Genomic DNA, 25,202 nt, shown 5'->3' on the forward strand with positions numbered 1-25,202 from the left:
ACAAATGAAGGATGATCAGTTCCCGCTACTAGAACGAAGCACGGTATATGTAGAGCATATGCTCAGATATACCGCTTGCTGCGGCAGGCTTGCCGAGGAATTGAATTTCGATAGACAGGAGTTAGTTCATAATGTCATTAGATGGAATTGTAACCCGTGCCCTCGTCGATGAACTGCAACAGACGGTAGGCGCTCGCATTCTTAAATTATATCAACCTACCGAACACGACTTGATTCTGCATATCCGAACGGGAGGCAAAAATCGCAAACTGCTGCTCTCCGCCAACCCAACGTATCCGCGCATTCATTTTACAGAGCATTCGTACATGAACCCGCCGGAACCGCCAATGTTCTGCATGCTCATGCGCAAACATTGCGAGGGCGGCGTTATTGAGAAGATCGAGCAGATTGGCCGGGAACGTATTGTACATATTACCGTTCGTTCGCGGGATGAGCTTGGAGATGAATCACTGAAGAAGATCATCATTGAGCTTACAGGCAGACACAGTAACATTATCATTGTTGAACCGTCATCGTTCACCATTATTGACGGCATTCATCATGTCACTCCTGCCATCAGCAGCTTCCGCATCGTCATGCCTGGATTCACATATACGGCACCGCCTGAACAGCACAAACTGGATCCGCTGAGCGTGGAACCCGCTACCTTCCTATCCATGTTTGTGGAGCAGGCGGAAGAGTCAGCGGAACAACCGGAACAACGCATCGACTCCAAATATTTGTCCAAATGGCTTGTCCAGCACTTCTCGGGTGTAAGCCCACGATTGGCCGATGAGATCGTATGGCGTACAGGATTGTACGCTGTACCAACCGCCACGGAATCCACCGAGGAGACGCGTACACCGGAAACATTAGCCCAGCACCTGAGCGAAGCCTTTCTCCAAGCAATGGACGATGTCGCTAATCAGCGGTACAAGCCTACCCTGCTTGCAGATGAACGCGGTAAAACGTATTTTTCAGCGCTGAATATTACCCATATTCACGGGGAAGCACGATACTTCGATACAATGAGTGACTGTATGGAGCACTTTTATGGGGACAAGGCCGAGCGCGACATGATTAAGCAGCGTGTTGGCGATTTGTTCCGCTTCCTGCAACAGGAGCATACGAAGAATGCGAAGAAACTCGACAAATTAGAGGAAACGCTTAATGAAGCACAAGATGCGGATCGATTACGCATTATGGGTGAGCTGTTATTTGCATCCCTGCATATGATTACGAAGGGTGATAGAGATATCACACTCATCAATTATTACGATGAGAACGGTGCGTCCATGACGATACCGCTTGATCCGCTGCTCACTCCTTCAGACAATGCACAGCGTTATTTCAAAAAATATAATAAAGCTAAAAACAGCATCGCCGTCGTCCAAGAACAAATGTCTGCTGCCAAAGAGGAAAATCGCTATTTTGAAACTCTTATGCAGCAGTTGGAGGATGCAACGGTGCAAGATGCGCAGGAAATTCGAGAGGAGCTTGTTGGCCAAGGCTACTTACGTGACCGGGGTCGCAAGGACAAGCGGAAGAAGAAGGATGGACGTCCAACCATCTATTGCTACACGTCATCGGAAGACATTCCAATCTACGTAGGCAAAAATAATTTGCAAAATGAATATGTAACCAATCGCCTCGGCAAGCCAAACGATACTTGGCTGCACACCAAGGATATCCCTGGATCACATGTTGTCATACGCAGCGAACAGTTCGGAGATGCGACATTAGAGGAAGCAGCCCAGCTTGCCGCTTATTTCAGTCAGGCGAAGCATTCCAGCCAGGTGCCTGTTGACTATACACTTATCCGCCATGTGCGGAAGCCTAACGGAGCCAAACCTGGGTTCGTCATCTACGAACGTCAGAAAACGTTATTCATTACCCCTGATGCAAAACGCATTGAGGGCATGAGCCTGACCGTGAAGCAGGGCGGCTAACCGCAGTCTTGCACAGTATGCCAACCCGCTCACATACGAAGAAGACCTGCTAATCAGCAGGTCTTCTTCTCTATTCGTTCAAGTTGATCCTGTTAAGGAGTATCCCGAATTTGTTTGCTAGGTCTTAGTTCATTTTCATTTAGCTTCTTCGCTCCGCTTGATATTGCTCTGACCGCTCTTGAAGCTGCTGAACCATTTGCTCATGAACCCTACGTCCGCCCAAAGCCCCATGGAATACATCCCCCTTGCGCGCACCGTGGAAGTCAGAGCCTGCCGTTTGCAGCAAGTCTCTTGCACTTGCCATCTCGCTATAACGCTTCGCGTCCTCTTCCGAATGATCCGAATGCCATACCTCTATGCCATCCCATGGCGCCGTATCCAGCAACTGAAAGACCAGATCATCACGATGGTAGATGCCCGGATGTGCCATAACTGCAGCACCGTCCGCTTCATGAATCCACCGCACTGCCTCTTGTGGCCGTATGCGCGGCGGGTTCACATAAGCCTTGCCGCCAGCACCCAAATACTCATCGAAAGCCTCCTTCATATTACGAACAACGCCTCGGCGAACCAAGGCATCCGCGATATGGGGGCGTCCTACCGTCTCGCCTGGAGACAGCGGCCGCCCAAGCTCGGACACCACTTCCTCCATCGTCAGTGGAATTCCCAGCTCCGTCAGCTTCGCTACAAGCATTTCATTGCGCCGATCCCGCACAGCTCTCAAATCAGCCAACCGCTCCAGCAATCCTGCATCCTCAATATCTAAGAAATAACCAAGCACATGAATATCAATTCCTTCTTCCACCGTACTGATCTCAACCCCCGGTACGATGTGAATGCCATACTGTGCGCCGGCCTCAATCGCTTCAGGCACACCAAGCACCGTGTCATGATCGGTAATCGCCAGAGCCCTCAGACCCGCTAAATGGGCGAGCCGCACATTATAGGCAGGCGATGTCATCCCATCGGAAGCTATCGTATGGGTATGCAGATCCGCCCCGCCTGGCTCGACACTAGAACCGCCCATTCCTTGTCTTGCAAACAACATCGTCTCATCCACTTGAATGTCTTCCTTATGCTTATTCATCGTAATAGCTCCTTATCATGTCGATTGCGCAGCATCGTCAGCAGTGCCGTCGCAGACAGCGACAGCAGATCCGCTTGGGCATGAACCGCATAAAATTGCCGCTTCATGTTCACCTGCTGAATACGAACAGTCTTCAGCAGCCCGAGCGCTTCTTCATGCCGTACAACATACGGCGACAGCATCGTTACGCCAATTCCTGCCTCTACAGCAGATTTCACCGCTCCCGTGCTTCCTAGCTCCATCACAACATGGAGCTTCTCTGGGTCAACTCCCTGCTGGCGAAGCGCTTCCTCCATCACAATGCGCGTACCCGATCCCATTTCCCGCAGCACAAATGGATAAGACAGCACATCCTCAAGCTTCACTTCACTGACCGCTGCCAGCGAGTGATCCCGCGGCACAACCAGCAGCAGCTCATCCTCCATAATCGGCTCGACATGGATGTCATTATCCGCTACCGGAGCTTCCACGAGCCCGAGATGCAGCTGTTGACTGCGAATCCCCTCTACAATTTGCGAGCTGTTCATCACGCGCATATGGATGTCCAAATGCGGGTGCAGCTTGGCAAAATGACCGAGGAACGGCGGCAACATATATTCACCAATGGTCAAACTCGCTGCAAGCACAAGCTTGCCATGCAAGTCGAGTGTATAATTTGACATCATTTCCTCTGTTTCACGAACAAGCTCCATACAACGCTGCGCATAAGGGAACAGCTTATGGCCCGCCTCAGACAATTGCAGCTTCTTCGTAGAACGGTGCAGCAGCTTCGTTCCGAAATACTCTTCCAATGCCTGAATCTGCATCGTTACCGCCGGCTGGGTCATATGCAGCGCTTGCGCAGCAGCCGAGAAGCTTCCTCTTGTTGCGACGTTATAGAAAATATGCAGCTGATGAAAGTTCAACCCCATACGCCTTTCCCCTCTTTCCTAACTCTTCTGCTCTATTATAGCGTAAATCCGTAAGATGCAATAAGACTTCTCCTCCCACTGATATCATTGCGGCACCAACTCAGCTCGATGCTGTTGCCAAATCAAAAAAACCAATCAGATAATCTGATTGGCCTATTATATATGCGATGCAACTCGGAGAAGCATTCATCTATGTTTGCGGCTATTCTTCACCAACGTCATGCGCCGCGAATGCCGCAGCCATGAATAATATGTCTTCAAATCACGCAGTTCCATCGTCTCCGACATCTTGCCGAGAAAGGTAACGATAATCATCTTAGACAATGGATCACCTGCCAAATCGAACTCCGTGTCCGATTCCACGAACTCTGCTACCACAACCAAATCATCATCGATTAAGAACACATCCTGCTCATTACGGTAGTAAGAGATGATCCGATTCTGCTTCAAGCTGTCCCATATGAACGCTGCTATAGACTCAATATCCGCCTCTTCCTTCGCGATACGATCATTCCAGCGAGCCCGTGCATGATTCGTAATGACAACATTGGCTACTTTCTTATCGCCTAACAACACATAGAAAGGTTCATAGGTGCTCCATCGATTCATTACTTTATCTCTCATTGGCTTCACCACTCTCCACCATGTTAGGTCTTTATATCTATGTACATATACCCAATATATTACATGATGCGCCAACTGTTCACAAGTTCAAGACAGAACTTTTTCCTTCATTTTAGGAAATCTTTAACATAAAATCAGAAATTACAAAAAAATAGCAGCCCCCTCCAAATAGAATGGAGAGTTCTGCTATTCTGCTCTAATCTGATTTTACATACCGTAAAAACGAGTTTTGTCTGGAACATCCTTACTGTATTCCGTTTTAATCTCATTTCGATACGAGCGCTCAATCTTCTTCACGTAATTCAAGCGTTTCACATTTTTGACCGTCTCTTCTGCCTTCTCCGCATTTACATAAAGAACAGCATACTGCATCTTCTTCGATACATAGTGAAGCGTTCCGTATTTATCCAAGTTGCGCGCTGCTTTCACATCGTTTACCCAAATGATATACCCCGTCCGTTCAGGAATCATAACTCTCCTCGCTTTCCCCTAGCCGAGCTGCTATGAACAACTGCTGCAGCCGCCGCTGCAACCGCCGCTCCCGCATCCACCTTTCGGTTGTGGATCATTGCTCGGCACCTTGATCGTCTCAGATACTGCAAGAGCAATTGTTTCTGACAAGTTGTGCAGCAGCTTATCGACTGCTTCCTCAGCTTGCTTGAATTGAAATACTTCTTCTATAGACTCCAGCTCATGCTGTACAGCGAGCACTTCATCCTTCGCCTTATGATAATCGGGATGGAAGTGACCAAATCGCTCCGCTTCTTCAAAACGTTCCTTCTTACGGGCAAATTCGCGTACGAGCTGCTTAACCTGCTCATTGCCTTCCATGCGTTCTTTCCACATCACATAATCGGCAACCTCTATCGACTGGTTGATCATGTCGCCTAATTCATATGCATTGGTGAGCAGAACGGCCATATCGGCAACATCTTGCTTTTCTTCTATTGGCACGTTATCACGCTCAATTCTCTTGAAAGTATTGCGATTGAGGGCATACAGCAGTCCAACCCTACAGCAGCCCCTCCGGTACGATCAAGCGAACCTTGTCCCACTTCTCAGGAGACAGGTTGACAGGCTTGTCGCTCGACAGGCACGGCAATACGTAAGCTGTTACCGCCCAGCTCTTGTCATCGGACACCTTCGAGGTTAGCGGCACAATCACGTGCGTTCGCCCCTCTTCCTCGACTTCAAGCTGTGTCTGATGCCGAATGGCGGCCATCACCATATCACGCTTCGTTGAAGTATGATAGGGCCGCAATGCCTTCGTCCATTGGCTGGAAATGTCGTCGTAGCTATTCTCATCAACATCCTGCGCCATCGAACCGGTATCCATTTCATAATACTGCAATGAGGATGGACTGTAAACTGGCGCTTCATGATCTGCTTCCAGTTCCTCTTGTTCGCGTACCTCATTCTGCCATAGACATGGCATCCGCATCCGCTCTTCTCCACCCCAGCGCTGCAAGGGCGGCAGCTCGAAGCGAGCCAGTTGATTGGATACTTCATCAACATGTTCCCGATCGACAATATAATCGAGGGCACCTACGGGAATAAGCCATCTCTTGAGCGGCTCAGAACTGTCCATTGCGGACTGTACAGCCTGGGCTGTATCCGCATCTGTACAACGAAGCAGAATGACTTCTGCGAACTGAACTCTTCCGTATTGACGGCCCCACATTTCGATTGCATCGCGTACATGCCCCGGTACCCCCGTTAGCGAGCAGTTCTCTAGAAACGACAGAACCGACTGAACGGAGCGGCCATGCTCCAATCCGTTCTCGAACGAATCACGAGTCAAGCGATACGTGTCCATCTGATCGGACTTCCACAGTTCGGCAAAGACCTCCAATTCGAAACGAATGAGAAATGAGGTGTGAGGCGGCACCATAATCTCAAAATCGGGCTGGACGAATAGAACGCGTTGATGTACTCCTTCTTCCTGTTGTATGCTGCGGAACATCCAGCACCCATCCGACGTACCAACATCGCACACACCTAAGGAGTGGGCTGTTCTCAGCCAGTCCCGAATTTGCTCCCGCACCGCCTCATATGTATGTTCACTATCTTCGAGCCACCCAAGATGCCGACAAGCGTTCACAACACTCTCTTCCGAGCTCCACTTGCGCAAACTTCCATAATAAAGTGCGGAATAAGCAATATGTCTTGCCAACGCCTCATTAGGCAAATAGTGCTCAATTACAACTTCGGCTATTGCCCGAAGTGCCTCGTGCGAAGGCAAGCTGAACCACCACTTCAACTGTTCAATCTGCACCGCATAGCTAGTTGGGTCTTTACGCAGCAGCCCAAGCCGGAGAGCCATATCCAGCACGATGGCTACATGAATGGGCAACGACTCTGAAAACGGAATTTTGATGTTCCAAGATGCAAGTGCTTGTCCATCCAAACGAAGCAAGGAATCAAGCCGCGTGATTGCCCTCTTATGCAGGTTCCCTTTAGCCGTAAGCGGAAGGCCTTCATTCATGGCGTATACGAGCATTTGGAACAAATCAGTCAGCATCCCCTTGGAAGCTTCTACCGAGATTACACCGCCTCCAGGGAGAGGATGAAGGGAATACAGGAACGCATCTTCCATTTCCGCTACTTCCGGTACGTAATCATTCTTCGAGAACGCATCGTCTAGACGCATTGCAAGCAAATGCTCGTAAATGTCCTTCGGAATGAACAAAAGCCGCTCTCCCCATGATGTTCGGACACTTGCCAACAGACCTGACTTCAACAACGATCCGCAAGCAGCGCGCAGCATCGCCCCTGTTGCCTGAGGACCATGCCATTTACGCAGAGAATCCAATGCGAAAGGGAGAGTAGCGGTTCGATCGATCATGACATCGTACGAGACTCTATGCTCCTCAGACAGTGCTGCATATGCCTCGGCAATCCGGGCAGGATTGTCGTTGAATGTTCTCCACTGCTGGCTGCGTGGATGCTCCTTATCCTGTTCCGTTCGCTTCCATAGTTGATACGTATTCATGGCTGCCCTCCAGTTGCTCAATTGCATATTGGTACCCCTGTTCCACGAGGAACCGCTGTCGCTTCAAGGCGTAATCCCGCTCCTTCGTATCTTCGCTCACAACTGAATAGAAGCTTGCTTGTCTCCCATCCGCCTTCGGACGAAGCAGTCTTCCTAACCGCTGGGCCTCCTCCTGCCTTGATCCGAAGCTGCCAGACACTTGTATCGCTACCGTAGCATCCGGCAAATCCACAGCAAAGTTAGCAACCTTGGAGACAATCAACACTTGTATCGCTCCTTGCTTGAACTGCGCATACAACTGCTCCCGCTCCTCTTGCGGCGTCTTCCCAGTCAATACAGGGGCATTCAGTGACTGCGATAACCGATCCAACTGCTGCAAATATTGCCCGATAACCAGAGTTGGAACACCGGGATGGCGCTGAAGGAGACGCTTTACAGCCTCTATCTTCAATTCATTCTCTCCCGCGATTCTTGCCTTGTCTCGCTCGCCGGCTTGAAGGTAGTACCGTCTGCCTGCCTCTGATAAGGGTACACGAACCTCTACACAATCCACCTCGGCAATCCAACCATCCTGCTCCAGCTCCTTCCAAGGGAGCTCATACCGCTTCGGACCAATCAAGGAAAATACATCCCGTTCGCATCCATCCTCACGGACGAGTGTTGCCGTCAAACCAAGCCGTCTGGTTGCCTGTAAATCTGCCGTTGTGCGAAATACAGGAGCCGGAAGCAAATGCACTTCGTCATAAACGATAAGCCCCCAATCCCGCTCATGAAATAAGTGCATATGCTGGCACTCCCCATCCTTGTCTTGACGGTAAGTCATCATTTGGTAGGTAGATATCGTTACCGGCCGTACCTGCTTCGTTCTGCCCGTATATTCGCCAATCTGTTCATCTAACAGGGTCGTTCGCGCCAGTATTTCCCGCTTCCACTGCTTCACTGAAGTTGTATTCGATGTGAGAATCAAAGTCTCGCTTTGCAGCTCAGTCATAGCCGTAATCCCAACGATTGTCTTGCCCGCTCCGCATGGCAGCACAATGACGCCATCTCCCGCAGCACGTTCTTCACTGCCGATAAAAGCCCGTACGGCTTCCCGCTGATAATCCCGTACTCGGAAGCCTCCTTCATCTCGAAACCGGAAATCTAGCGGCTCCCCATCTCTGAATCCAACCCGATCCACAACCGGATATCCTGCATTAGCAAGCGCCCGCTTCAAGCGTCCACGATGCTTCGCTAATATAGCCACACAGCCATCCTGCGGCTTCCCTGTGAACAATCTGCCGACCTCTCGGTCTGACAACATGCGCTCTAACACTTTCGCATCCTTAGCATGCAAGGTAATGCTGGATTCTTTTTCTTCCCCATGCAGGACAAATAAGCCATACCGCCCCATCCACATCGCGATCTCTTGCTTGGCCTTAACAGGAACAGGGTAGGTTGCATGAGCATCCAGCACCGAGCAGACCATCTCCGCAGTCTTGCCGCTTGCCGCAGCATTCCATAGCGTAATTGGAGTCATTCGAAAGGTATGCAGCCCGTGCGGATTCTTCACCAACTCAGCAAATCCTAACAGAGCTCGGCGTACAACTGAATAGCCATCGGACTGCGCATTAACCAGTATCGTCATGTCCTGCTGAACTGCGAGCGTAAACATCTCTTTCGTCAATTTGCCGCACCTCCCTTCGCTTGTTACTATTTTTATCTATATAAGAATCCCCGAACTGTCCTTAACACAAAATGCAAAAAAGTCCATCCCTCCTCATAACAGAAGACGAGATGAACTGTGCATGTTACATATCTTGCCTAATGTGTGTAAGGCGATTCAGAAATCTCGCTGAGCGCCTGGCCTGCTTCATCCGCAAATGGCGTCCGTTTCGCTAAGTCGCCGATGGACACGACCCCTACGAGCTTGCCGTTCTTCACGACAGGAAGACGTCTAACTTGCTCTTCAGCCATCAATGCAGCTGCGTCGTCAATCGTCGTATCCGGTGATATGCTAACGATCTCTTCTGTCATAATATGCGAAATCCGTGTGGAACCAGGGTGCTTGGCTGCAATGCCGCGAAGCACCAAATCACGATCCGTTACAGCCCCAACGAGTCGTTCTCCGTCAACTATTGGAATAAATCCCGTATCGTATTGCTTCATCTTGACGGCTGCCTCGTAGATGTTATCCAATACTGTACATGATGCACAGTTTGTCGTCATTACCTCTTGTACCGTTGACATCAGCATCCTCCTATTCAGGCATAGGTTGCCCTAATTTGGAGGAGAATATCCAAGGTTATCAACCATTCTCCCAGCATAGTGCGCTCTAATGCTCAGCCACGTATGTAATTGCCGAACACGTATGTAATGCTGAATAAGAGGTTAGCTGGCTCAAATTTATTCTCATCCAATGGAGTCTGTTACGTATTCTATACTACTATATCACAGGCAGCCAATGGCTACTTCTTCTCGGCCAATGCATCCAGAGCTAATCCGATCAACATCTGACCAGCGAGCAACATGGCAGACTCGTCGAAGTCGAACTTCGGATGATGGTGTGGATAACGAGCGTAGTCCTCGTTTCCAGCACCGACAAGTACGAAGCAGCCTTGAATCTGCTTCACGTAATAGGCAAAATCTTCGGCTGGCATCATCATCTCTGCTTCCCGAACGCAATCCTGCCCCACCACTTCTGCTGCAATGCGGAAGACACGCTCAGCTTCGCTGTTGTCATTCACGAGTGCCGGATAGCCAACTCGAAATTCTAAGTCATATTCAGCTTCGTGCATTGCACAAGTCAGATCTACGATACGCTCGAAGCGCTGACGAAGCAGCTGGCGGACATCCGGATCAAACGAGCGTAATGTCCCCTTTAATTCCGCACGTTCTGCAATCACATTTTGGGTCGTACCCGCCTGTATGGAGCCAATGGATAGTACCGCAGGCTGAAGCGGCGATACGTTGCGGCTAACGATGGATTGCAGCTGCTGCACAAGCGAGGCTCCGATTAATACAGCATCTGTGCACAGATGCGGCATTCCTCCATGCCCGCCCTTCCCTGCAATCGTCAAGCGGAAGTCATCCACAGCTGCCATCATCGGCCCTTGACGCGTAGCTATGATGCCTGTAGGGATCGGTGTCCACAGATGAACGCCGTATATCCGATCTACACCTTCCAGCGCGCCATCACGGATCATAGCCTGAGCGCCGCCAGGGCTTACCTCTTCCGCAGGCTGGAACAGCAACCGTATTTCTCCTGACCAATGGCTTCGATGCTCTGACAGCACCTTAGCTACCGACAGCAGCGTAGCCGTATGTCCATCATGACCACATGCATGCATCACGCCGGCAACCTGTGAACGGTATTCACACTGCTTCTCATCTTGAATCGGAAGCGCATCCATATCTGCACGCAGGGCAACGACTGCACCATCACCATTGCGAATGCGGCCTACCACTCCGTTGCCACCAATGCCGGTTTCAACCTCAATTCCGAAGGAACGCAACTGTTCCGCTACAAATGCGGATGTCTTCGATTCTTCATAGGACAGTTCCGGATTCTGATGCAAGTAACGTCGCCATGCAATCATCTGGTCAAACTGCGCTGACAAAGCTTCCTTCCATAAGGACGATGCCTGAGACACACTCATCCTTCTCTCCCCCTACGTTTCCATTTTCATAATTGTACCATAACATGCATTCTTTCGTAGACATCTTTGCATGATTCTGCCTGAAATATGGAGCCATATCCGCTCCTGCTAGAGGTGTCTTGCGCAAGCGTAGGAAACATACTATCATGGTAGAGAGTAAAGATGGTTGTACTTACAAGGTAGACGAGAACTCGAAGGAGGAAAGTGGTACATGATAATCGAAAATTCTGGCCTGATCGGGCTTGAATCCGACCTTGCTTATCTTGATGAAGCAATGGAGAAGCTCGGTTTCTTTCGCGGCCAATGGGAGTATTACCGTGCTACATACGACTTGAAACTGGAAGCAGGCAGCGAAGACTATTATTTGCGTATTAACACACGGGTGAAGGAAGGCAAGCTGGAGAAGCCAGATGCGATTCTGGCAATCGAAGCGGTCTACATGGGACGTGCGTCTTTCCCGCACGGATTGGATTATGAAACACCCATTCCGCAAGCACAGCTCAACACTGCTACCCAACGCCTGCATCAATTGAAGGAAGCGCTTAGCGCGTAGTGGTTCTCATTTGAGTAGATCAACATATAAACCCATGAAACGAGATACCCCGTCTCCACCAGCCAAAGGCACGCCGGATTTCACCTTGCTCGTGCTTACGTTATTGCTAGTTGGATTCGGTGTCGTCATGGTATATAGTGCGAGTTCTAGTCTGGCTGCCGTTTCTGCTTTATACAACCATGATGCACTTTACTTCGGCAAGCGTCAGCTCATGTGGGCTGGACTTGGATTCATCGCAATGCTCATTGCAATGAATATCCCGTACAGGATGTATAAAAAGTTATTTATCCCTTTATTTATTGCTACGATTATAATGCTAATGCTCGTCCCGTATATAGGTAAGGATGTGAACGGAGCGCGCAGCTGGTTCGGCATTGGTGGTACCATTGGGGTACAGCCGACAGAGCTGGCTAAGATTTCAATTGTTCTGTACTTGGCCGCCTTAATTACCAAGAAGGGCGAGAAATTTCGAGATTTCAAAAAAGGGCTCTTCCCTGTTATGATTATCGTCGGCTTCGTTGTCGGCCTGATCATGCTGCAGCCCGACTTTGGGTCTGCCATGATTCTAGCCTTCTGTGCCGGTGTTATCGTCATTGCAGGCGGAGCCAACCTGAAGCACATCATGAATTGCCTGTTGGTAGGACTGACAGGTGTGATTGTCGTTCTAGGATTGCATTTTTTGTTATCGCCTGGGAAGCTGACGGACGGATATCAATTCGCCCGCATCCAGTCCTGGCTCGATCCCTTTCACGATTCGCAGAATACCAGTTATAATCTCCTGCAATCATTGAAGGCGATCGCTCATGGCGGATGGACTGGCGCTGGGTTCGGTCAGAGCATCCAGAAGCTGCTCTATCTGCCCTACCCGTATAATGACTTCATCTTCGCCATCATCGCCGAGGAATGGGGCTTTATTGGAACAAGCATTTTCCTGATCGTCTATTTGATGTTCATCTGGCGCGGCATCATGATCGCTCTACGGTGTCCAGATACGTACGGGACACTTGTTAGTGTCGGCATCGTTGGGATTATCGCCGTTCAAGCCTTCATTAACATCGGGGGCGTAACGAGAACGATCCCGATAACCGGTGTCACGCTTCCACTCATCAGTTATGGCGGTTCCTCGCTGCTCATTACGATGGCGAGTATCGGCATATTGCTCAGTGTGTCACGCGAGGCGAATCGGATGAATCATGATAAGAAGCCAATTGGGAGCTTGCCGAATTCCCGCGAGCGAACAACCAAAAAAGACTACCGGCCCCTTAGGTCCGTGTAGTCTTTTTTTTCGTGGTGTGCATGCAAGCATAAGTGCCTATTTACTGATTCGCTGGATCTCTTCCAGTTCCTCATCTTTAAATGCGACGCCCTCAACCTTAACATTAATTTCAACGACGCCTAGTCCGGTCATATTCTGAACCGCTTCGCGGACGTTTAATTGCAACTGGCGGCACACTTCCTGAATTGGCATGCCATACATGACAATCACTCGTAGATCTATAGCGGCTTCCACTTGGCCTACCTCTACAGATACACCCTTTTGTACATTCTTGCCGCTCAATCGCTTCGCCCAGCCTTCGGACAGTCCGCCTGACATAGCAGCAATACCTGGAGTTTCAAGCGCAGCAAGACCAGCGATTGTGGCGACGACATCGTCGGATATCCGAATGTTACCTTCCTGCGTGTTCAATTGTTCCTCAGCCATCGTCATCCTCCTTTCTGTCTCCCCTATATTGTAGTCGATTTTTGAACATGAAAGCAAACAGTGTATTCAACTCGAATCAGATTCAATTTCACACCGACGATATGGATCAATTGGCATAGTTTACAAACGAAAATCAGTTCGCTATATTAAATATCAGATGTTTTGCCCCATACCTTATGAACGTTAGGAGTGATCGGTTTGCGCAACCGACTGTTTTTTGCGCTTTTGTGCACTACATTCGTCCTTAGCGGGGTAGGTCATTACCTTCACTGGAATATGACATTGCAATTCGTCATCTCCGCAGTCTCGATTATTTTCGTCGCCGGCTTTCTTGGACGGGCCACAGAGAGTGTATCCCACTACGCAGGGCAGCGGCTCGGTGGCTTCCTTAATGCAACCTTCGGCAATGCAGCTGAGCTCATCATCGCAATCTTCCTTGTTCGGGAAGGATTGTTCGACATGGTCAAGGCCAGCTTGACTGGTGCGATTATCGGCAACTTACTGCTTGTATTGGGGCTTAGCTTATTTGTAGGGGGCTTAAAATACAAGGTGCAGCGCTTCAACATCGAGCTTGCAGGCATGAACGGTTCTCTGATGCTGCTTGCTGTGATTGCCTTATTCGTGCCTGCCGCATTTTTCACCACTCATTCGATTAGTGCAGAAGGCACGAAGACGCTCAGTCTCATCGTTGCCGGCGTATTGATCGCTGCTTACTTGCTCTGGCTCGTGTTCTCTATGATTACCCATAAGGACCTGCTCACCGATGAATCAGCGGTTGGCGAGGAACAGGCAGAAGAAGAGCCAGCTTGGTCAAAGTCAAAGTCTATCGTATTCCTGCTCCTAGCTACGGTTATGGTCGCATTCGTGAGTGAATGGCTGGTTGGCACCCTTGATTCGTTCACCGCACAATTCGGCTTATCCGAACTGTTCGTGGGCGCATTCGTTATTGCAATCGTCGGTAACGCCGCAGAGCATAGCGCAGCCGTCATGATGGCGATGAAGAATAAGATCGGCGCAGCTGTCGAGATTGCAATCGGCAGCAGCTTGCAAATTGCTCTGTTCGTAGCACCAGTACTCGTATTTGTCAGTGCTCTCTTCGGGCAAACGATGGACATCGTATTTACAACCATTGAAATGGTGGCCATTGCGGTCTCTGTCTTTATCGCGAAGTCGATTTCTCAGGATGGACGTACAAATTGGTACGAAGGACTGCTGCTGCTCGCTGTGTATATTATTCTTGGCGTATCTTTTTACCTCGTATAGGCGTTCTGATTCATGATTCGTGTATGGAAACAGCTTGCCGTTGTCCCCTTCCTTCCATTTGCCAACAAAACACAAAAAGCTTGGGACTTGTCCCAAGCTTTCTTTGTATTCAGTCGTTTGCGCACTGAGCAATTTCATTCATCTTATTTCTCTTCTTTGTTCAATGCTTCATACAGTACAGCAAGATTCCGCTCTAATCTGCTGACCAGCATACGTCCGACAGCCTCTTCTACCAATCCCGCTCTAACTGCAAAATCCACCTGTCTAGAAAAACCATACATTTGCGTATCTAGCACTTCCTCATAGAGAGGGCAGTAACGCGTCGCCAAGTTCTCCATTTGAACTTGAATGAGTTTCTCTATTTGATGCGCATCATCTTCAAGCAGAGCGAGCGCTTTATCATTGATCTGTTGTACCACATCCGACGAAGACATGCCTGATTTCCCCCCTATGACCCGAAGTCACGTTTGTTCTATTTCTAATATTAGACGATCATGACCTGTAACACAAGATGCACCGCGAACTTCTGTATGACAATGCGCACTTTTCCACCTGCAATTCCCTGTACCAAAGTGAAGCGACGCCTTGCATGGTCAGCATAATTGCCATCTCATAGAGAAAAACTTGAGAGAGCAAAAAAATAACAGCGTATTTCAATAATAAGCAGAAAGTGCTTGTCCAAAAGAAAGAAGAGCCGAGACAATACGTCCCGCCCCCCCAATTCTCGATCCGAATTATTCGGCTACAACAGTTACATTCAGACCATGCTTCTCGAATACTTCAGACATAGCTACTTTCGCTTCGTCTACATCCGGTCCATGAACATGCAGTTCATACGCTTGATTGCCAACGAGTGTCGTGAACAAACCAAGAATACTTTTTACGTCAATGTATTTGTTGTCGGCTTGTAACACAATCGAAGATCTGAATTTGTTCGCTGTTTGCGAGATTTCCACAATTGCCGTGTTATTAGACATTGAAATCCCTCCGTCTCAGTAAATCACATCTAATTTATACGCTTCCATCATACCGTGAATAAGAGGCTGGGCGCAAGGTGAAATCCATCAGATGAAGCAGGCAAATATAGACTACTTCAAATGTTCAGGGTTCAAGCATTCCAGCTCTGGAATAACAAAGCGGCCGTCTTTGCGAACAAGCACATCGTCAAAGTACATTTCGCCGCCGCCGTACTCTGGACGCTGAATCAGAACCAGATCCCAGTGGATGGAAGAGCGATTGCCGTTATCAGCAGTATCATAGGCTTGCCCCGGTGTGAAGTGAATGCTGCCTGCAATCTTCTCATCGAACAGAATGTCCTTCATCGGGTGTAAAATATACGGATTGACGCCAATTGCAAATTCACCGATGTGGCGAGCACCTTCATCCGAATCCAAGATTTCGTTCAAGCGATCCGTATCATTGCTTGTTGCCTCCACAATTTTACCGTTCTCAAAACGGAATTTCACGTTCTCGAATGTGAACCCGTTATAGATGGACGGTGTGTTGTAGGACAAAGTGCCATTCACCGAATCACGCACTGGAGCCGTGTACACTTCTCCGTCTGGAATGTTCCGTTGTCCGGAGCATTTGACAGAACCAATGTTCTTGATGGAGAAGCTGAGATCTGTTCCTGGCCCGACCAAGCGCACCTTGTCTGTACGATCCATCAAGTTTTTCAAGGAATCCATCGCAGCATCCATCTTGGAGTAGTCCAAGTTGCAAACATTGAAGTAGAAGTCCTCAAATGCTTCTGTCGACGTGTTCGCCAGCTGAGCCATGGAGGCATTCGGATAGCGAAGCACAACCCATTTCGTACGTTTAACGCGTTCTTCCATATGTACTGGATGGGAATAGATCGATTCGTACAACGCCATCTTATCTTTTGGCACATCGGCCAATTCGTTCGCATTCTCACCAGCACGGATTCCAATGTATCCCTGCATATTCTGCATCCGAAGCAGATCATACTCTTTCCATGTCTCCATCTGCTCTTTCGTTGCATTCAAGAGAAGCGAACGCAGTACAGAACGATCCGTCAGCTGTACAAATGGACGACCGCCGCGCTTAGCAATCTCATCCACTATACACTTAACCAATTCACGCTCAGATCCAATCATCTCTACAAGGATATTTTCCCCTGGCTGTACATCAACTGAGTATCCAACCAAGTTTTTCGCAAGCTGTTCTATTCTTGGGTCTTTCATCCTATGGTTCCTCCTCGATCAGTTAACATGAACTTACGATTATCATTGTATCACGATGATCATGCAGAGTCAGCGTGTTCCTGCACGGTACAGCAGACTTCTACTCATATATAAATTGTGACTGCATGTGAACCAATTCTTCTCTCGGTTCCCCTTGCTCCTTATAGGATGACGTTATCCAACCTTCGACATAGGCAGGGAGTGAATCCCGCTTATTCACCCACACGACATACTTCGCCTGCACCGCTGCATCCTCCAGTCTTGCATGGAGCTCCTTGCGGCCTTGGGCAGCAAGAACTGCTAACTCCTTCTGAAGCTTCTGCTCATCAGCCTGCGACATGCTGCCCTTCATTTGCTGCAGCTGCACGTTCGGTGTAATCAGCCGTTCGTAATCTTCAACCAATTGTTTGGTATACAGGCGCTTTGCCTGATCTGCACCGATTACGATTTGCAATGGAATCAGGTCTGCCCGCTGCTTCGCATCGATGCTCATTACACGCATTTGGTTGGGCAACCCAGCATGCGTCTGAACAACTGGATCAGAATCCGTCAGCAGCTTCACCCGCTTCGCCCCATCGATTCGAAGCTCTTCCAATTGTCGCAGAGGATTCCATCTGCTCTCGGTCGTTGTCTGCTCCGCTTGAGGACTAATTCGCATATGGGTACCCTTATGCTGTTGAATTTCCCCCTCGTATCTCAGCTGCTTGGCTAGCAGTTTATCTTTGCCTGTTCGGATTTCGGCCATGCCCTGAAAGCGGAACTGATCCTTGCCTACCATTCCATTGAGCGCTCTATCGAGCAATACATCAGGAGGAGTATGGTCGGCAATCGAACATCCATGAGCAATAAGCGCAACAATCAGCAAAGTTGCCATCCATATGACACGGCGCCGCTTCTCCCGTAATGTTGATCGTGCTATAGTCATTAAGTCACCTCCACTGTAAATGAACAAAAAAAAGAGGTCGGAATTTGCATTCCTGCCTCTTTTAGCGTGTCACGTCTGTTTTGGAATTATGCGGCGCACCAAAATGATGCTTACTGCTTCTTCTTGCTCATTTGAATCTGATTGCGGCCGCCATGCTTCGCTTCATATAAGGCGACATCCGCACGGTAGAACAGGGATTCAACACTGATCTTCTCATCCTGCCAGTTCCAGTCCGCGATGCCGCATGAGACTGTTACCCTCGGGTCTGTCTCGTTCGCAACCCGAGCTCGTATGCGTTCAGCCACCCGTAGTGTTTGGGGCAGGGTCAACTGCGGCAAATAAATTGCAAGCTCTTCACCGCCCCAACGAGCTGCAATATCAGTCTCCCGAATTGAAGTACGAATAATCCGGCTGACTTGGTTCAAGATTTTATCGCCAATTTGATGGCCATACGAGTCGTTAATCTGTTTAAAGTAATCGATATCCGCTACAATCAATGAACCGCAAAAGTCGTTTTTTTGCAACCGATCAATCTGCTTATCCAAATAATGCCGAGCATAGAGACCAGTCAGCTGATCTTTGTTGGCAAGATGCTTTACCCTAGCATGCAAGGTGGCGTTGGCAATCGCAAGGCCGATATGAGTGGCAAGCATTTGCAACAGTTTCAAATTCTCATACGTAAAGAACTGCGGCCGCTTGTCTGCCAGCACGACAATTCCAACCAGCTCACCTCCGCCAAATAACGGTGCAGCAATCACAGAGCGCAGTCCAAGCTTTTCAAAGAAGTGCATGGATGTAGGGCTCTGTTCCTTGCTGTCTGAGACAATAATTGGCTCGCGCAATGAGATCATGTAGCCGAACAATCCTTCATCCGCTGGCATATGAGCACCATCAAATTCTTCGAGGTTGCAGGATACAACCTCGAAGCGGTTCTTCTCGGCATTGAGCTGTAGCAGTACGCAGAACTCAGCCCCGAATACTCGGAGCAATTCGTGCGTCGCATCCCGGAATACATCCCGCAACCTCAAGCTCTGATTAATTCGCTTCGTCAAGTCATTAATGAAGCGAAGCTCTTGAATGACTTCATTGGCCTGCTCATGAAGGCGAGCATTTTCAAATGCCGTACCTGCTGTCTCGACCACGAGTTGAATGAGCTGTACATCGGAAGGATCCGGTTCCTCGTATGGAAAGCAGACTTTCAGCACGCCGTACGAGCCCTGCTTGCCGCAAAGCCCGAAGGCAACTTCGGTGTGACCCTCTTGCGTCCGGCCGTAGCATAGCTCTCCCTTCATAAATGCCTGCATGACAATCGGATCGCCCCAAGACTTGAACACGAGTGTCTTCACCTTCGGGTTCACACTATGGTGATCCTGTGATAGATACACTTCAATGCTCGATTCCGGCACAAGCCGCTCTACACTTTCCATTATTTGCGTCAGCACCGCATCAACATCAATTCGATCATGCATGTGACGCACCACATTATATAGAACATCTCTGCGTTTGTATTCTCGTTCAACAATGCGCTGAGTGTACATAAGTTCCTTAATAAATGTATATTCGAATGCAAGGTAGAACTGCGAGCGAAGCGCGTGTGTCCACGCCTCCAGCGCTGTCATGGCTCCACTCGACATAGCTGCCGACAACTTGTAAGCAACGGCTGCGAATACATTTTGCCCCTCGCGTGTCTGCAGCGGGCAGATAACCAACTGTCCATTGTCTATAGCTGCTGTTGTCTTGGTTCGTTCTTGCAAGCATTCATTCAACGCTATACTTATTCTGCTATCCGCATGCAGTGACTCATCCCCTGCCAACCATCCTCCAGCATAATCGTAAATCGCACTGCTTCCAATTATAGAAATCGCTTCATACGGCATATCCTTCAGCCATGCGCGATATGCGGATTGCAATTGCGAGGCAATATAAGGGAAATCATGCGTCGTCACGTCACGCTGAAGCAGCCATCCTTCTAATGCCAATTCTTCGTCGACAGGAGCAGGATCTTGGCAATCCTCTGTCTCTGTCTTTATTGGTTCAAATTCAGTTGTGTATTGTGGAAGTTGACGTTCCGTCATCCTCTTCTCCTTCATTTTCGAAAGGTTGTTCAATTTCTATCATACATGATTTTGCAATTAAAATGTACTATATCCCGAAAACCAATTCTATTTTTTTGGTCCATTTGAACCATGCCAAAAGATCTAACTAGAAATCAGATTCTAACTCAATTTGATTATATAGCTTGACAGGAGCGTACTCTATCTTATAATATTATGTGATGTATATGGGCGAAACTGTTGTGTCACCCTCACGATAATCATCACCGGCTAGGCAGCGGCTGAAAACCTGAGTCGGAGCTGACCGAATTATCGGAAAGCATAGGATGATTTCGACGCAATGACACCCCACAATCTAACGATAATTTTGATTGAGAAGGAGTCAATATAACATGGCACGTTACACAGGTCCTAAATTTAAATTGAGCCGTCGTCTTGGAATTTCCTTGAGCGGTACAGGTAAAGAATTGAAGCGCGCGTATCCTCCAGGACAACATGGTCCAGGACAACGCAAAAAATTGAGCGGCTACGGCGTTCAATTGCAAGAAAAACAAAAATTGCGCCACATGTACGGTTTGGGCGAGAAGCAATTCCGCACACTGTTCAACCGCGCATCCAAATTGCCAGGTATCGCTGGTGAGAACTTCATGTTCTTGCTCGAAAGCCGCTTGGACAACTTGGTATACCGTCTTGGCTTTTCCAACTCCCGTGCAGGTGCTCGCCAATTGGTAGCACACGGTCACGTGACTGTAAACGGCAAGAAAGTAGACATCGCGTCTTACCTCGTATCTCCTGGTGATGTAATCGGCTTGCGCGAAAGAAGCCGTAACTTGAAAGTGATCAAGGAAGCTCTTGAAGGCCGTCATCACTTGGCAGGATACATGGAGTTCAACGAAGCTGCTATGGAAGGTAAATTCGTACGTTTGCCTGAACGCGGCGAGTTGTCCCAAGACATCGATGAAAAGCAAATCGTCGAGTTCTACAGCCGATAAGATTCGCTCTATCGCATAGAAGCGACACCACAATCGCCTTCCCTAGCGGGAGGCGATTTTTTTATTTTTCCTGCTATATTATCATCAGGAAATGCGATAACGGACGCTCTTTTTCCTCTCACTTTTATGGTATAATGGAAAGCGCTGCAATTACTAAGGAGGAAATAATGCATGGTTGAGGAGAAAGTGACGGAAAGCGGCAAAAGACCAGCACGCAAGAGGTCGATTGGCCGCACGATATGGTCCGTTATGAAGTGGCTCATGCTGTTCGGCCTGCTATGCGGCTTATTTGCTGGTGGCGCTGGTCTCGGTTATGTAACGTCCTTAGTCAAGGACGAACCGGTTCGCCCACGAGAAATGATTCAGCAGAAGATTCAGGAGAATGCCATAACCGGATTCGCTTTTTTTAATGACGGCAATCCGATCGGACAGCTTCGAACCGAAGAGGATCGTCGTCCCGTCTCATTAAAAGATATCCCCCAATCCGTCATTGATGCCCTTGTTGCGATTGAAGACAATCGATTCTATGAGCATATGGGCGTTGATATTCGCGGACTGTCTCGGGCTGTTGTACAGAAAGTATTGAATCAATCTGTGCAGACAGGCGGCAGTACGCTTACTCAGCAATTGGCAAGACGTGTATTTTTGAATTTGGATCGTACCGACAGTCGTAAAGCAAAGGAAATACTGCTCTCCATGCGTATGGAGCGTGTATTGTCCAAAGATGAAATTATTGTTGCATACTTAAATAAGGTTCCTTTCGGAAACGGTTCAACAGGCTACAACTTATACGGAATTAAAGCAGCAGCAAAAGGTATTTTTAATATTGATAATCTGAGCAAGTTGAACATCGCCCAATCTGCGTATCTTGCAGGCCTTCCACAGCTTCCATCCGCTTACTCGGCCTTTACCGGTAAAGGTGAAGTCAATGAAAAAGGGATTGCACGCGCAATTGAACGGCAGAAGCTTGTTCTCAAGCGAATGCTTGAAGAAAATAAAATTACGATGCAGCAATATAATGAAGCGCTGGCGTTTGATATTCGCAAATCAATTGCCCAGCCTCGGGAGAAGGCATACGCTACATATCCATATCTGATGATGGAAACAGAACGTGCCGCAGCAGAAGTACTCGTACTTCAGCAGAATCCTGGACTTACGAAGGCAGACTTGCGCAAGCGCGAGAACAACGATATGCTGCAGTCGGCACGCGAGCAGCTGCTTCGCGGCGGTTATCTCGTGTATACCACCATTGATAAGAAAATATATGATGCAATGAAGCGCGTCTCTGCTAATCCTGATAACTTCTCCCCTGACAGCAAGACGAAGGGTGTTGAACAGGTAGCATCGCTGATGGTCGACCATAGAACAGGTGCCATTCTTGGCATGATCGAAGGTCGCGACTTCAAGATCGAGCAGATGAACTTCGCCACGCAGATGCTGAAGCAGCCTGGCTCGACAATGAAGCCGCTCGCAGCTTACTTGCCGGCACTGGATCAAGGGTTAATTCAACCCGCATCCATATTGGACGATGCTCCAATTGTACTCAAGGATGGCTCCAAGGGTTACCATATTCCAGGCAACGCCAACGGACGCTATCAAGGTCTTGTTACTGCTCGGAGCGCATTAAGTCAATCGCTCAACTTGCCGGCGCTCAAGATCTATATTGAGAAGCTCGGTGTGAAGAAGGCACTGGACTTCGTACAGAAGCTCGGCATCACGACCATTCAGCCTGAAGATTATTACGCGCAGACTGGCGTCATCGGCGGCTTGCGGTATGGAGTAACGGTTGAAGAAATTACAAACGCGTTCGGAGCAATTGCCAATCAGGGCGTATTCAACGATGCGTACTTAATTAGCAAGATTGTAGATTCCAATGGCAATATCGTGTATCAACACAAGGAAGATCCGCAGGCAGTTGTCTCGAAGCAAAGCGCATACCTGATGACTGATATGATGAAATCCGTCATTACGGATTCCAGAGGTACCGGGCGCCGCGTGAGAGGCGAATTTGATCTCTACGGGAAAGTTGAGGTTGCGGCCAAGACCGGATCAACCCAGAACTATGCGGATACGTGGTTCATCGGCTCGACACCAGATGTCACGATGGGTGTATGGGTCGGTTACGACAAGCCGATTCATGTACTGAACCGCGACGCTCGTTCACGCTCAACAGAGATCTGGTCGAAGGTGATGAATGAGGTGAACAAGGCCAAGCCTAATTTGCTCCACACGAAGGAGTTCACACGTCCTGACGGTATCGTGAGCATGACTGTGTCTGGTTATAGCGGCAAGCTTCCGAATGAGTTAACGAGACTCGGCGGCAAATTCGTCACGGATATTTTTAACCGTAAATATGTGCCGAAAACCGAGGAAGACGCGCTTGTTCACATGAAGTACATCACCTATGACGGCGTCAACTATATTCCACAGGACAGCACTCCTGCCGATATGATTGGTGAGAAAGTAGTGCTGAAACGCGAGAAGCCGATTCAAGTGCTCGTGGAGGAATTGAAGAAAGCGCTGGGGCATCTCTCATCCAGCAGCAATCGACGCTCTTTTTCGGATTACTTGCCAGAAGATGCTAACAACGACGCGCCTGCGAAGGTCGATCCGCGCAAGGATGACGGCAAGGCACCTTCTGCACCACGGAGCGTTGGAATCGCTGCCTTGAAGAGCGATGCCGTTCGCATTACCTTCTCGCGAAATCCAGAATCTGATGTTGTAGGATACCGTCTGTATCGATCAATGGGCGGCGGCGCTTACCAACAACAGAGCGGAACCGTTCTGACCGGAGAAGAGACGAGATTCACTGGCTATGTATCAGGCAACAAGCAGTACAGCTTCTATGTAACAGCTGTCGACGTGGGCGGCCATGAATCGATCCCATCGGAGATTGTACAGTGGGGCTCTAATGGTTCAGGAGCTGGCACAGAGGTAACGCCTACGCCGGGTTCCAATGATCCAACAGAATCAGGGAGCAGCAATTCAGGTAGAGAGGAGGGCAGTCATGAAGTCGACAACGGCAGCCGACAGGAACCGCAACGGGCTGCTGCTCAAGTACCTGATGCACCAAATGGACTGAAGACGGCACTAACGGACATGGGCGTGCGTCTCTCTTGGAAAGCTGCGTCCAACAATCCAAGTGAATATTATATCTATTATAGTGCGAGCCAGAACGGCTCTTACGAACGCATCGGCTCGTCAACGTCAACGGACTTTGAGTTGATTACTTTGACACCAGGCGGATGGTATTACGTGACTGCTACAAATAGTGCAGGAGAATCTACTTCCTCTCCTGCCGTCCAGGTCAATAACTGAGCAATTTACACAGAAGGGGGTGTCCCAAAAGTCTAAAAAGACTTGGGACGCCCCCTTTTTTTCATTCTGTATGTTCTTGTCATTGCTACATGCAAAATCACATTTATATGCTTACATTTTTCCGTTGAACAAGCCGTTCCAAATGCATTGTAAGAAATCCGATTTCTTCAGGTGGAACCGTCTTCTCCAGCCCTTCTGCAATCCAACCTGCTAATAACACAGCCTTCTCGTAGGCTTCTTCATACTCTTCACGAATCTGAACGAGAAGCGGATTATTTAGTGTCTTCCCTGCCCGTACCCGATCTATGAGTCCCTTCAGATGTCCGATGAACAGGACTGTAGAAAGTGATTCGTCAAAGTCTATCCCAATATTCTTTCCTTCCTCCAGTACCCTCGATATCATCTTCAATTCTGCAACTGACTTATTGCCCTTACCGCCCCTTCGTGCACCGTGGAAATGCATAGCCAAAAAAGCAACCTCATCTTGAGGCAAGTTCACTTTCAGCTGATCATTCAAATAGTCAATCGCTCGTTCTGCCACTCGATATTCATCTCGATACAAGTGCTGAATTTCGAACATAAACGGGTTGCTAATGACAAGCCCGCGCTTGCAGCGTTCAATCGCTAAATTAATATGATCAACGAGTGCAGAGTGAATCGTCTCCGAGAAATCCCCTTCTAAATGCCCCTGAGCGAAAGCGATGACCTCTTCGACCACACCAATAATCTTGAAATCAACCGCATGCAGAATATGCTCGTAATGCTCCAGCACATCCGTTGTGTGCAGCAAAAATTCCTGTTTAATATCAGATGCATCTACCTCCATCCCAGGCTTTTTTTGAAAGCCTATCCCTTTGCCAAAGGCAATGGAGTTCTTCCCATTGGATAGTTTGGCCATTACCACATTATGCGACAGGACATGAACAATCTTTCGTTCAATCATCCGCTCTCCCCTTCCAAGAATCGAACTGCCCAGCTGATGGATAACTG

Annotated in this window: 22 protein-coding genes; 6 read left to right on the top strand and 16 right to left on the bottom strand. The window is 48.8% G+C overall.

Annotation, left to right across the window (positions count from 1 at the left end; translation table 11 throughout):
• Positions 1-131: 131 nt before the first annotated feature.
• Positions 132-1,949 carry an Rqc2 family fibronectin-binding protein gene (locus BP95_RS0101380; RefSeq protein ID WP_021256663.1) on the top strand — a complete coding sequence of 606 codons (1,818 nt, stop codon included), beginning with the start codon at positions 132-134 and terminating at the stop codon, positions 1,947-1,949.
• Positions 1,950-2,088: 139 nt separating this feature from the next.
• Here the strand turns inward: BP95_RS0101380 and BP95_RS0101385 are convergent, their stop codons facing one another.
• From BP95_RS0101385 to BP95_RS0101425, 9 genes are all read right to left on the bottom strand, one after another.
• Positions 2,089-3,036, bottom strand: a complete 948-nt coding sequence (locus tag BP95_RS0101385) for a PHP domain-containing protein (RefSeq protein WP_155987171.1) — start codon at positions 3,034-3,036, stop codon at positions 2,089-2,091.
• A complete protein-coding gene (locus BP95_RS0101390; protein WP_021256665.1) occupies positions 3,033-3,947 on the bottom strand; it encodes a selenium metabolism-associated LysR family transcriptional regulator in 915 nt (304 codons plus the stop codon). Before BP95_RS0101390 ends, BP95_RS0101385 begins: the two co-directional genes overlap by 4 nt.
• Before the next feature lie 186 nt (positions 3,948-4,133).
• Positions 4,134-4,571 (bottom strand): hypothetical protein, encoded by a 438-nt coding sequence (locus BP95_RS0101395; protein ID WP_021256666.1) that lies wholly within the window; start codon positions 4,569-4,571, stop codon positions 4,134-4,136.
• A gap of 207 nt (positions 4,572-4,778) precedes the next feature.
• Positions 4,779-5,042, bottom strand: coding sequence for a YlbG family protein (locus BP95_RS0101400; RefSeq protein ID WP_021256667.1), 264 nt, complete (start codon positions 5,040-5,042; stop codon positions 4,779-4,781).
• A gap of 30 nt (positions 5,043-5,072) precedes the next feature.
• Positions 5,073-5,492, bottom strand: a complete 420-nt coding sequence (locus BP95_RS0101405) for a YlbF/YmcA family competence regulator (RefSeq protein WP_021262570.1) — start codon at positions 5,490-5,492, stop codon at positions 5,073-5,075.
• A 91-nt stretch (positions 5,493-5,583) separates the two neighbouring features.
• Positions 5,584-7,563 carry a helicase-associated domain-containing protein gene (locus BP95_RS0101410; protein ID WP_028531243.1) on the bottom strand — a complete coding sequence of 660 codons (1,980 nt, stop codon included), beginning with the start codon at positions 7,561-7,563 and terminating at the stop codon, positions 5,584-5,586.
• Entirely contained in the window at positions 7,523-9,217 is a 1,695-nt protein-coding gene (locus BP95_RS0101415) for a DNA repair helicase XPB (protein WP_036666560.1), read from the bottom strand. The genes BP95_RS0101410 and BP95_RS0101415 overlap by 41 nt, the downstream gene beginning before the upstream one ends.
• Positions 9,218-9,366: 149 nt before the next feature.
• Positions 9,367-9,792 carry a CBS domain-containing protein gene (locus BP95_RS0101420; protein ID WP_021256671.1) on the bottom strand — a complete coding sequence of 142 codons (426 nt, stop codon included), beginning with the start codon at positions 9,790-9,792 and terminating at the stop codon, positions 9,367-9,369.
• A gap of 218 nt (positions 9,793-10,010) precedes the next feature.
• Positions 10,011-11,201, bottom strand: a complete 1,191-nt coding sequence (locus BP95_RS0101425; protein ID WP_028531245.1) for a M20 metallopeptidase family protein — start codon at positions 11,199-11,201, stop codon at positions 10,011-10,013.
• A gap of 211 nt (positions 11,202-11,412) precedes the next feature.
• Here BP95_RS0101425 and BP95_RS0101430 point away from each other — a divergent pair, with 211 nt between their 5' ends.
• On the top strand, positions 11,413-11,754 hold the full coding sequence (locus BP95_RS0101430) for a YugN family protein (RefSeq protein WP_021256673.1): 342 nt from the start codon (positions 11,413-11,415) through the stop codon (positions 11,752-11,754).
• 34 nt (positions 11,755-11,788) lie between these two features.
• On the top strand, positions 11,789-13,030 hold the full coding sequence (gene ftsW / locus BP95_RS0101435; RefSeq protein WP_021256674.1) for a putative lipid II flippase FtsW: 1,242 nt from the start codon (positions 11,789-11,791) through the stop codon (positions 13,028-13,030).
• Positions 13,031-13,066: 36 nt separating this feature from the next.
• Here ftsW and BP95_RS0101440 read toward each other — a convergent pair whose 3' ends face one another.
• Positions 13,067-13,456 carry an Asp23/Gls24 family envelope stress response protein gene (locus tag BP95_RS0101440; protein ID WP_021256675.1) on the bottom strand — a complete coding sequence of 130 codons (390 nt, stop codon included), beginning with the start codon at positions 13,454-13,456 and terminating at the stop codon, positions 13,067-13,069.
• Positions 13,457-13,654: 198 nt separating this feature from the next.
• Between BP95_RS0101440 and cax the strand changes: the two genes are divergently transcribed.
• The gene (gene cax, locus BP95_RS0101445; RefSeq protein WP_028531246.1) at positions 13,655-14,719 is read left to right on the top strand and encodes a calcium/proton exchanger; all 1,065 of its coding nucleotides are present in this window, start codon (positions 13,655-13,657) and stop codon (positions 14,717-14,719) included.
• A 143-nt stretch (positions 14,720-14,862) separates the two neighbouring features.
• On the opposite strand, the gene BP95_RS0101450 is transcribed toward cax, so the two are convergent.
• The 5 genes from BP95_RS0101450 to BP95_RS0101470 all read right to left on the bottom strand — a co-directional run bounded on the left by BP95_RS0101450 (position 14,863) and on the right by BP95_RS0101470 (position 19,923).
• The gene (locus BP95_RS0101450) at positions 14,863-15,153 is read right to left on the bottom strand and encodes an Fpa/YlaN family protein (protein WP_021256677.1); all 291 of its coding nucleotides are present in this window, start codon (positions 15,151-15,153) and stop codon (positions 14,863-14,865) included.
• Positions 15,154-15,453: 300 nt separating this feature from the next.
• Positions 15,454-15,696 carry an HPr family phosphocarrier protein gene (locus tag BP95_RS0101455; protein ID WP_021256678.1) on the bottom strand — a complete coding sequence of 81 codons (243 nt, stop codon included), beginning with the start codon at positions 15,694-15,696 and terminating at the stop codon, positions 15,454-15,456.
• Positions 15,697-15,807: 111 nt separating this feature from the next.
• Positions 15,808-16,923 carry an aminopeptidase gene (locus BP95_RS0101460; RefSeq protein WP_021256679.1) on the bottom strand — a complete coding sequence of 372 codons (1,116 nt, stop codon included), beginning with the start codon at positions 16,921-16,923 and terminating at the stop codon, positions 15,808-15,810.
• A gap of 100 nt (positions 16,924-17,023) precedes the next feature.
• The gene (locus BP95_RS0101465) at positions 17,024-17,848 is read right to left on the bottom strand and encodes a hypothetical protein (RefSeq protein WP_021256680.1); all 825 of its coding nucleotides are present in this window, start codon (positions 17,846-17,848) and stop codon (positions 17,024-17,026) included.
• A gap of 110 nt (positions 17,849-17,958) precedes the next feature.
• Complete coding sequence (locus BP95_RS0101470; RefSeq protein WP_021256681.1) at positions 17,959-19,923, bottom strand: GGDEF domain-containing protein; 1,965 nt, start codon at positions 19,921-19,923, stop codon at positions 17,959-17,961.
• Between the two features lie 371 nt (positions 19,924-20,294).
• On the opposite strand from BP95_RS0101470, the gene rpsD reads away from it, so the two are divergent.
• Together rpsD and BP95_RS0101480 are read left to right on the top strand one after the other, a co-directional pair.
• Positions 20,295-20,894 (top strand): 30S ribosomal protein S4, encoded by a 600-nt coding sequence (gene rpsD, locus BP95_RS0101475; protein ID WP_021256682.1) that lies wholly within the window; start codon positions 20,295-20,297, stop codon positions 20,892-20,894.
• 171 nt (positions 20,895-21,065) lie between these two features.
• Entirely contained in the window at positions 21,066-24,212 is a 3,147-nt protein-coding gene (locus BP95_RS0101480; protein WP_028531247.1) for a penicillin-binding protein 1A, read from the top strand.
• Between the two features lie 103 nt (positions 24,213-24,315).
• Here BP95_RS0101480 and BP95_RS0101485 read toward each other — a convergent pair whose 3' ends face one another.
• Positions 24,316-25,155: a PRD domain-containing protein gene (locus tag BP95_RS0101485; RefSeq protein WP_021256684.1), complete on the bottom strand. Its 840-nt coding sequence runs from the start codon at positions 25,153-25,155 to the stop codon at positions 24,316-24,318.
• Positions 25,156-25,202 lie beyond the last annotated feature (47 nt).

This window comes from Paenibacillus sp. UNC217MF, from assembly GCF_000686865.1.
GTDB classification, from domain to species: domain Bacteria; phylum Bacillota; class Bacilli; order Paenibacillales; family Paenibacillaceae; genus Paenibacillus_B; species Paenibacillus_B suaedae.

Excerpts from the sequence above, each read along its gene's own strand:
- BP95_RS0101400 (WP_021256667.1), bottom strand. The coding sequence starts at position 5,042 with ATGATTCCTGAACGGACGGGGTATATCATTTGGGTAAACGATGTGAAA.
- BP95_RS0101485 (WP_021256684.1), bottom strand. The coding sequence starts at position 25,155 with ATGATTGAACGAAAGATTGTTCATGTCCTGTCGCATAATGTGGTAATG.
- BP95_RS0101415 (WP_036666560.1), bottom strand. The coding sequence starts at position 9,217 with ATGTTTACGCTCGCAGTTCAGCAGGACATGACGATACTGGTTAATGCG.
- rpsD (WP_021256682.1), top strand. The coding sequence starts at position 20,295 with ATGGCACGTTACACAGGTCCTAAATTTAAATTGAGCCGTCGTCTTGGA.
- BP95_RS0101410 (WP_028531243.1), bottom strand. The coding sequence starts at position 7,563 with ATGAATACGTATCAACTATGGAAGCGAACGGAACAGGATAAGGAGCAT.
- ftsW (WP_021256674.1), top strand. The coding sequence starts at position 11,789 with ATGAAACGAGATACCCCGTCTCCACCAGCCAAAGGCACGCCGGATTTC.
- BP95_RS0101420 (WP_021256671.1), bottom strand. The coding sequence starts at position 9,792 with ATGTCAACGGTACAAGAGGTAATGACGACAAACTGTGCATCATGTACA.
- BP95_RS0101385 (WP_155987171.1), bottom strand. The coding sequence starts at position 3,036 with ATGAATAAGCATAAGGAAGACATTCAAGTGGATGAGACGATGTTGTTT.
- BP95_RS0101430 (WP_021256673.1), top strand. The coding sequence starts at position 11,413 with ATGATAATCGAAAATTCTGGCCTGATCGGGCTTGAATCCGACCTTGCT.
- BP95_RS0101440 (WP_021256675.1), bottom strand. The coding sequence starts at position 13,456 with ATGGCTGAGGAACAATTGAACACGCAGGAAGGTAACATTCGGATATCC.
- BP95_RS0101450 (WP_021256677.1), bottom strand. The coding sequence starts at position 15,153 with ATGTCTTCGTCGGATGTGGTACAACAGATCAATGATAAAGCGCTCGCT.
- BP95_RS0101395 (WP_021256666.1), bottom strand. The coding sequence starts at position 4,571 with ATGAGAGATAAAGTAATGAATCGATGGAGCACCTATGAACCTTTCTAT.
- BP95_RS0101405 (WP_021262570.1), bottom strand. The coding sequence starts at position 5,492 with ATGGCCGTTCTGCTCACCAATGCATATGAATTAGGCGACATGATCAAC.
- BP95_RS0101455 (WP_021256678.1), bottom strand. The coding sequence starts at position 15,696 with ATGTCTAATAACACGGCAATTGTGGAAATCTCGCAAACAGCGAACAAA.
- BP95_RS0101460 (WP_021256679.1), bottom strand. The coding sequence starts at position 16,923 with ATGAAAGACCCAAGAATAGAACAGCTTGCGAAAAACTTGGTTGGATAC.
- BP95_RS0101390 (WP_021256665.1), bottom strand. The coding sequence starts at position 3,947 with ATGGGGTTGAACTTTCATCAGCTGCATATTTTCTATAACGTCGCAACA.
- BP95_RS0101425 (WP_028531245.1), bottom strand. The coding sequence starts at position 11,201 with ATGAGTGTGTCTCAGGCATCGTCCTTATGGAAGGAAGCTTTGTCAGCG.
- BP95_RS0101380 (WP_021256663.1), top strand. The coding sequence starts at position 132 with ATGTCATTAGATGGAATTGTAACCCGTGCCCTCGTCGATGAACTGCAA.
- BP95_RS0101465 (WP_021256680.1), bottom strand. The coding sequence starts at position 17,848 with ATGACTATAGCACGATCAACATTACGGGAGAAGCGGCGCCGTGTCATA.
- BP95_RS0101480 (WP_028531247.1), top strand. The coding sequence starts at position 21,066 with ATGGTTGAGGAGAAAGTGACGGAAAGCGGCAAAAGACCAGCACGCAAG.
- BP95_RS0101470 (WP_021256681.1), bottom strand. The coding sequence starts at position 19,923 with ATGACGGAACGTCAACTTCCACAATACACAACTGAATTTGAACCAATA.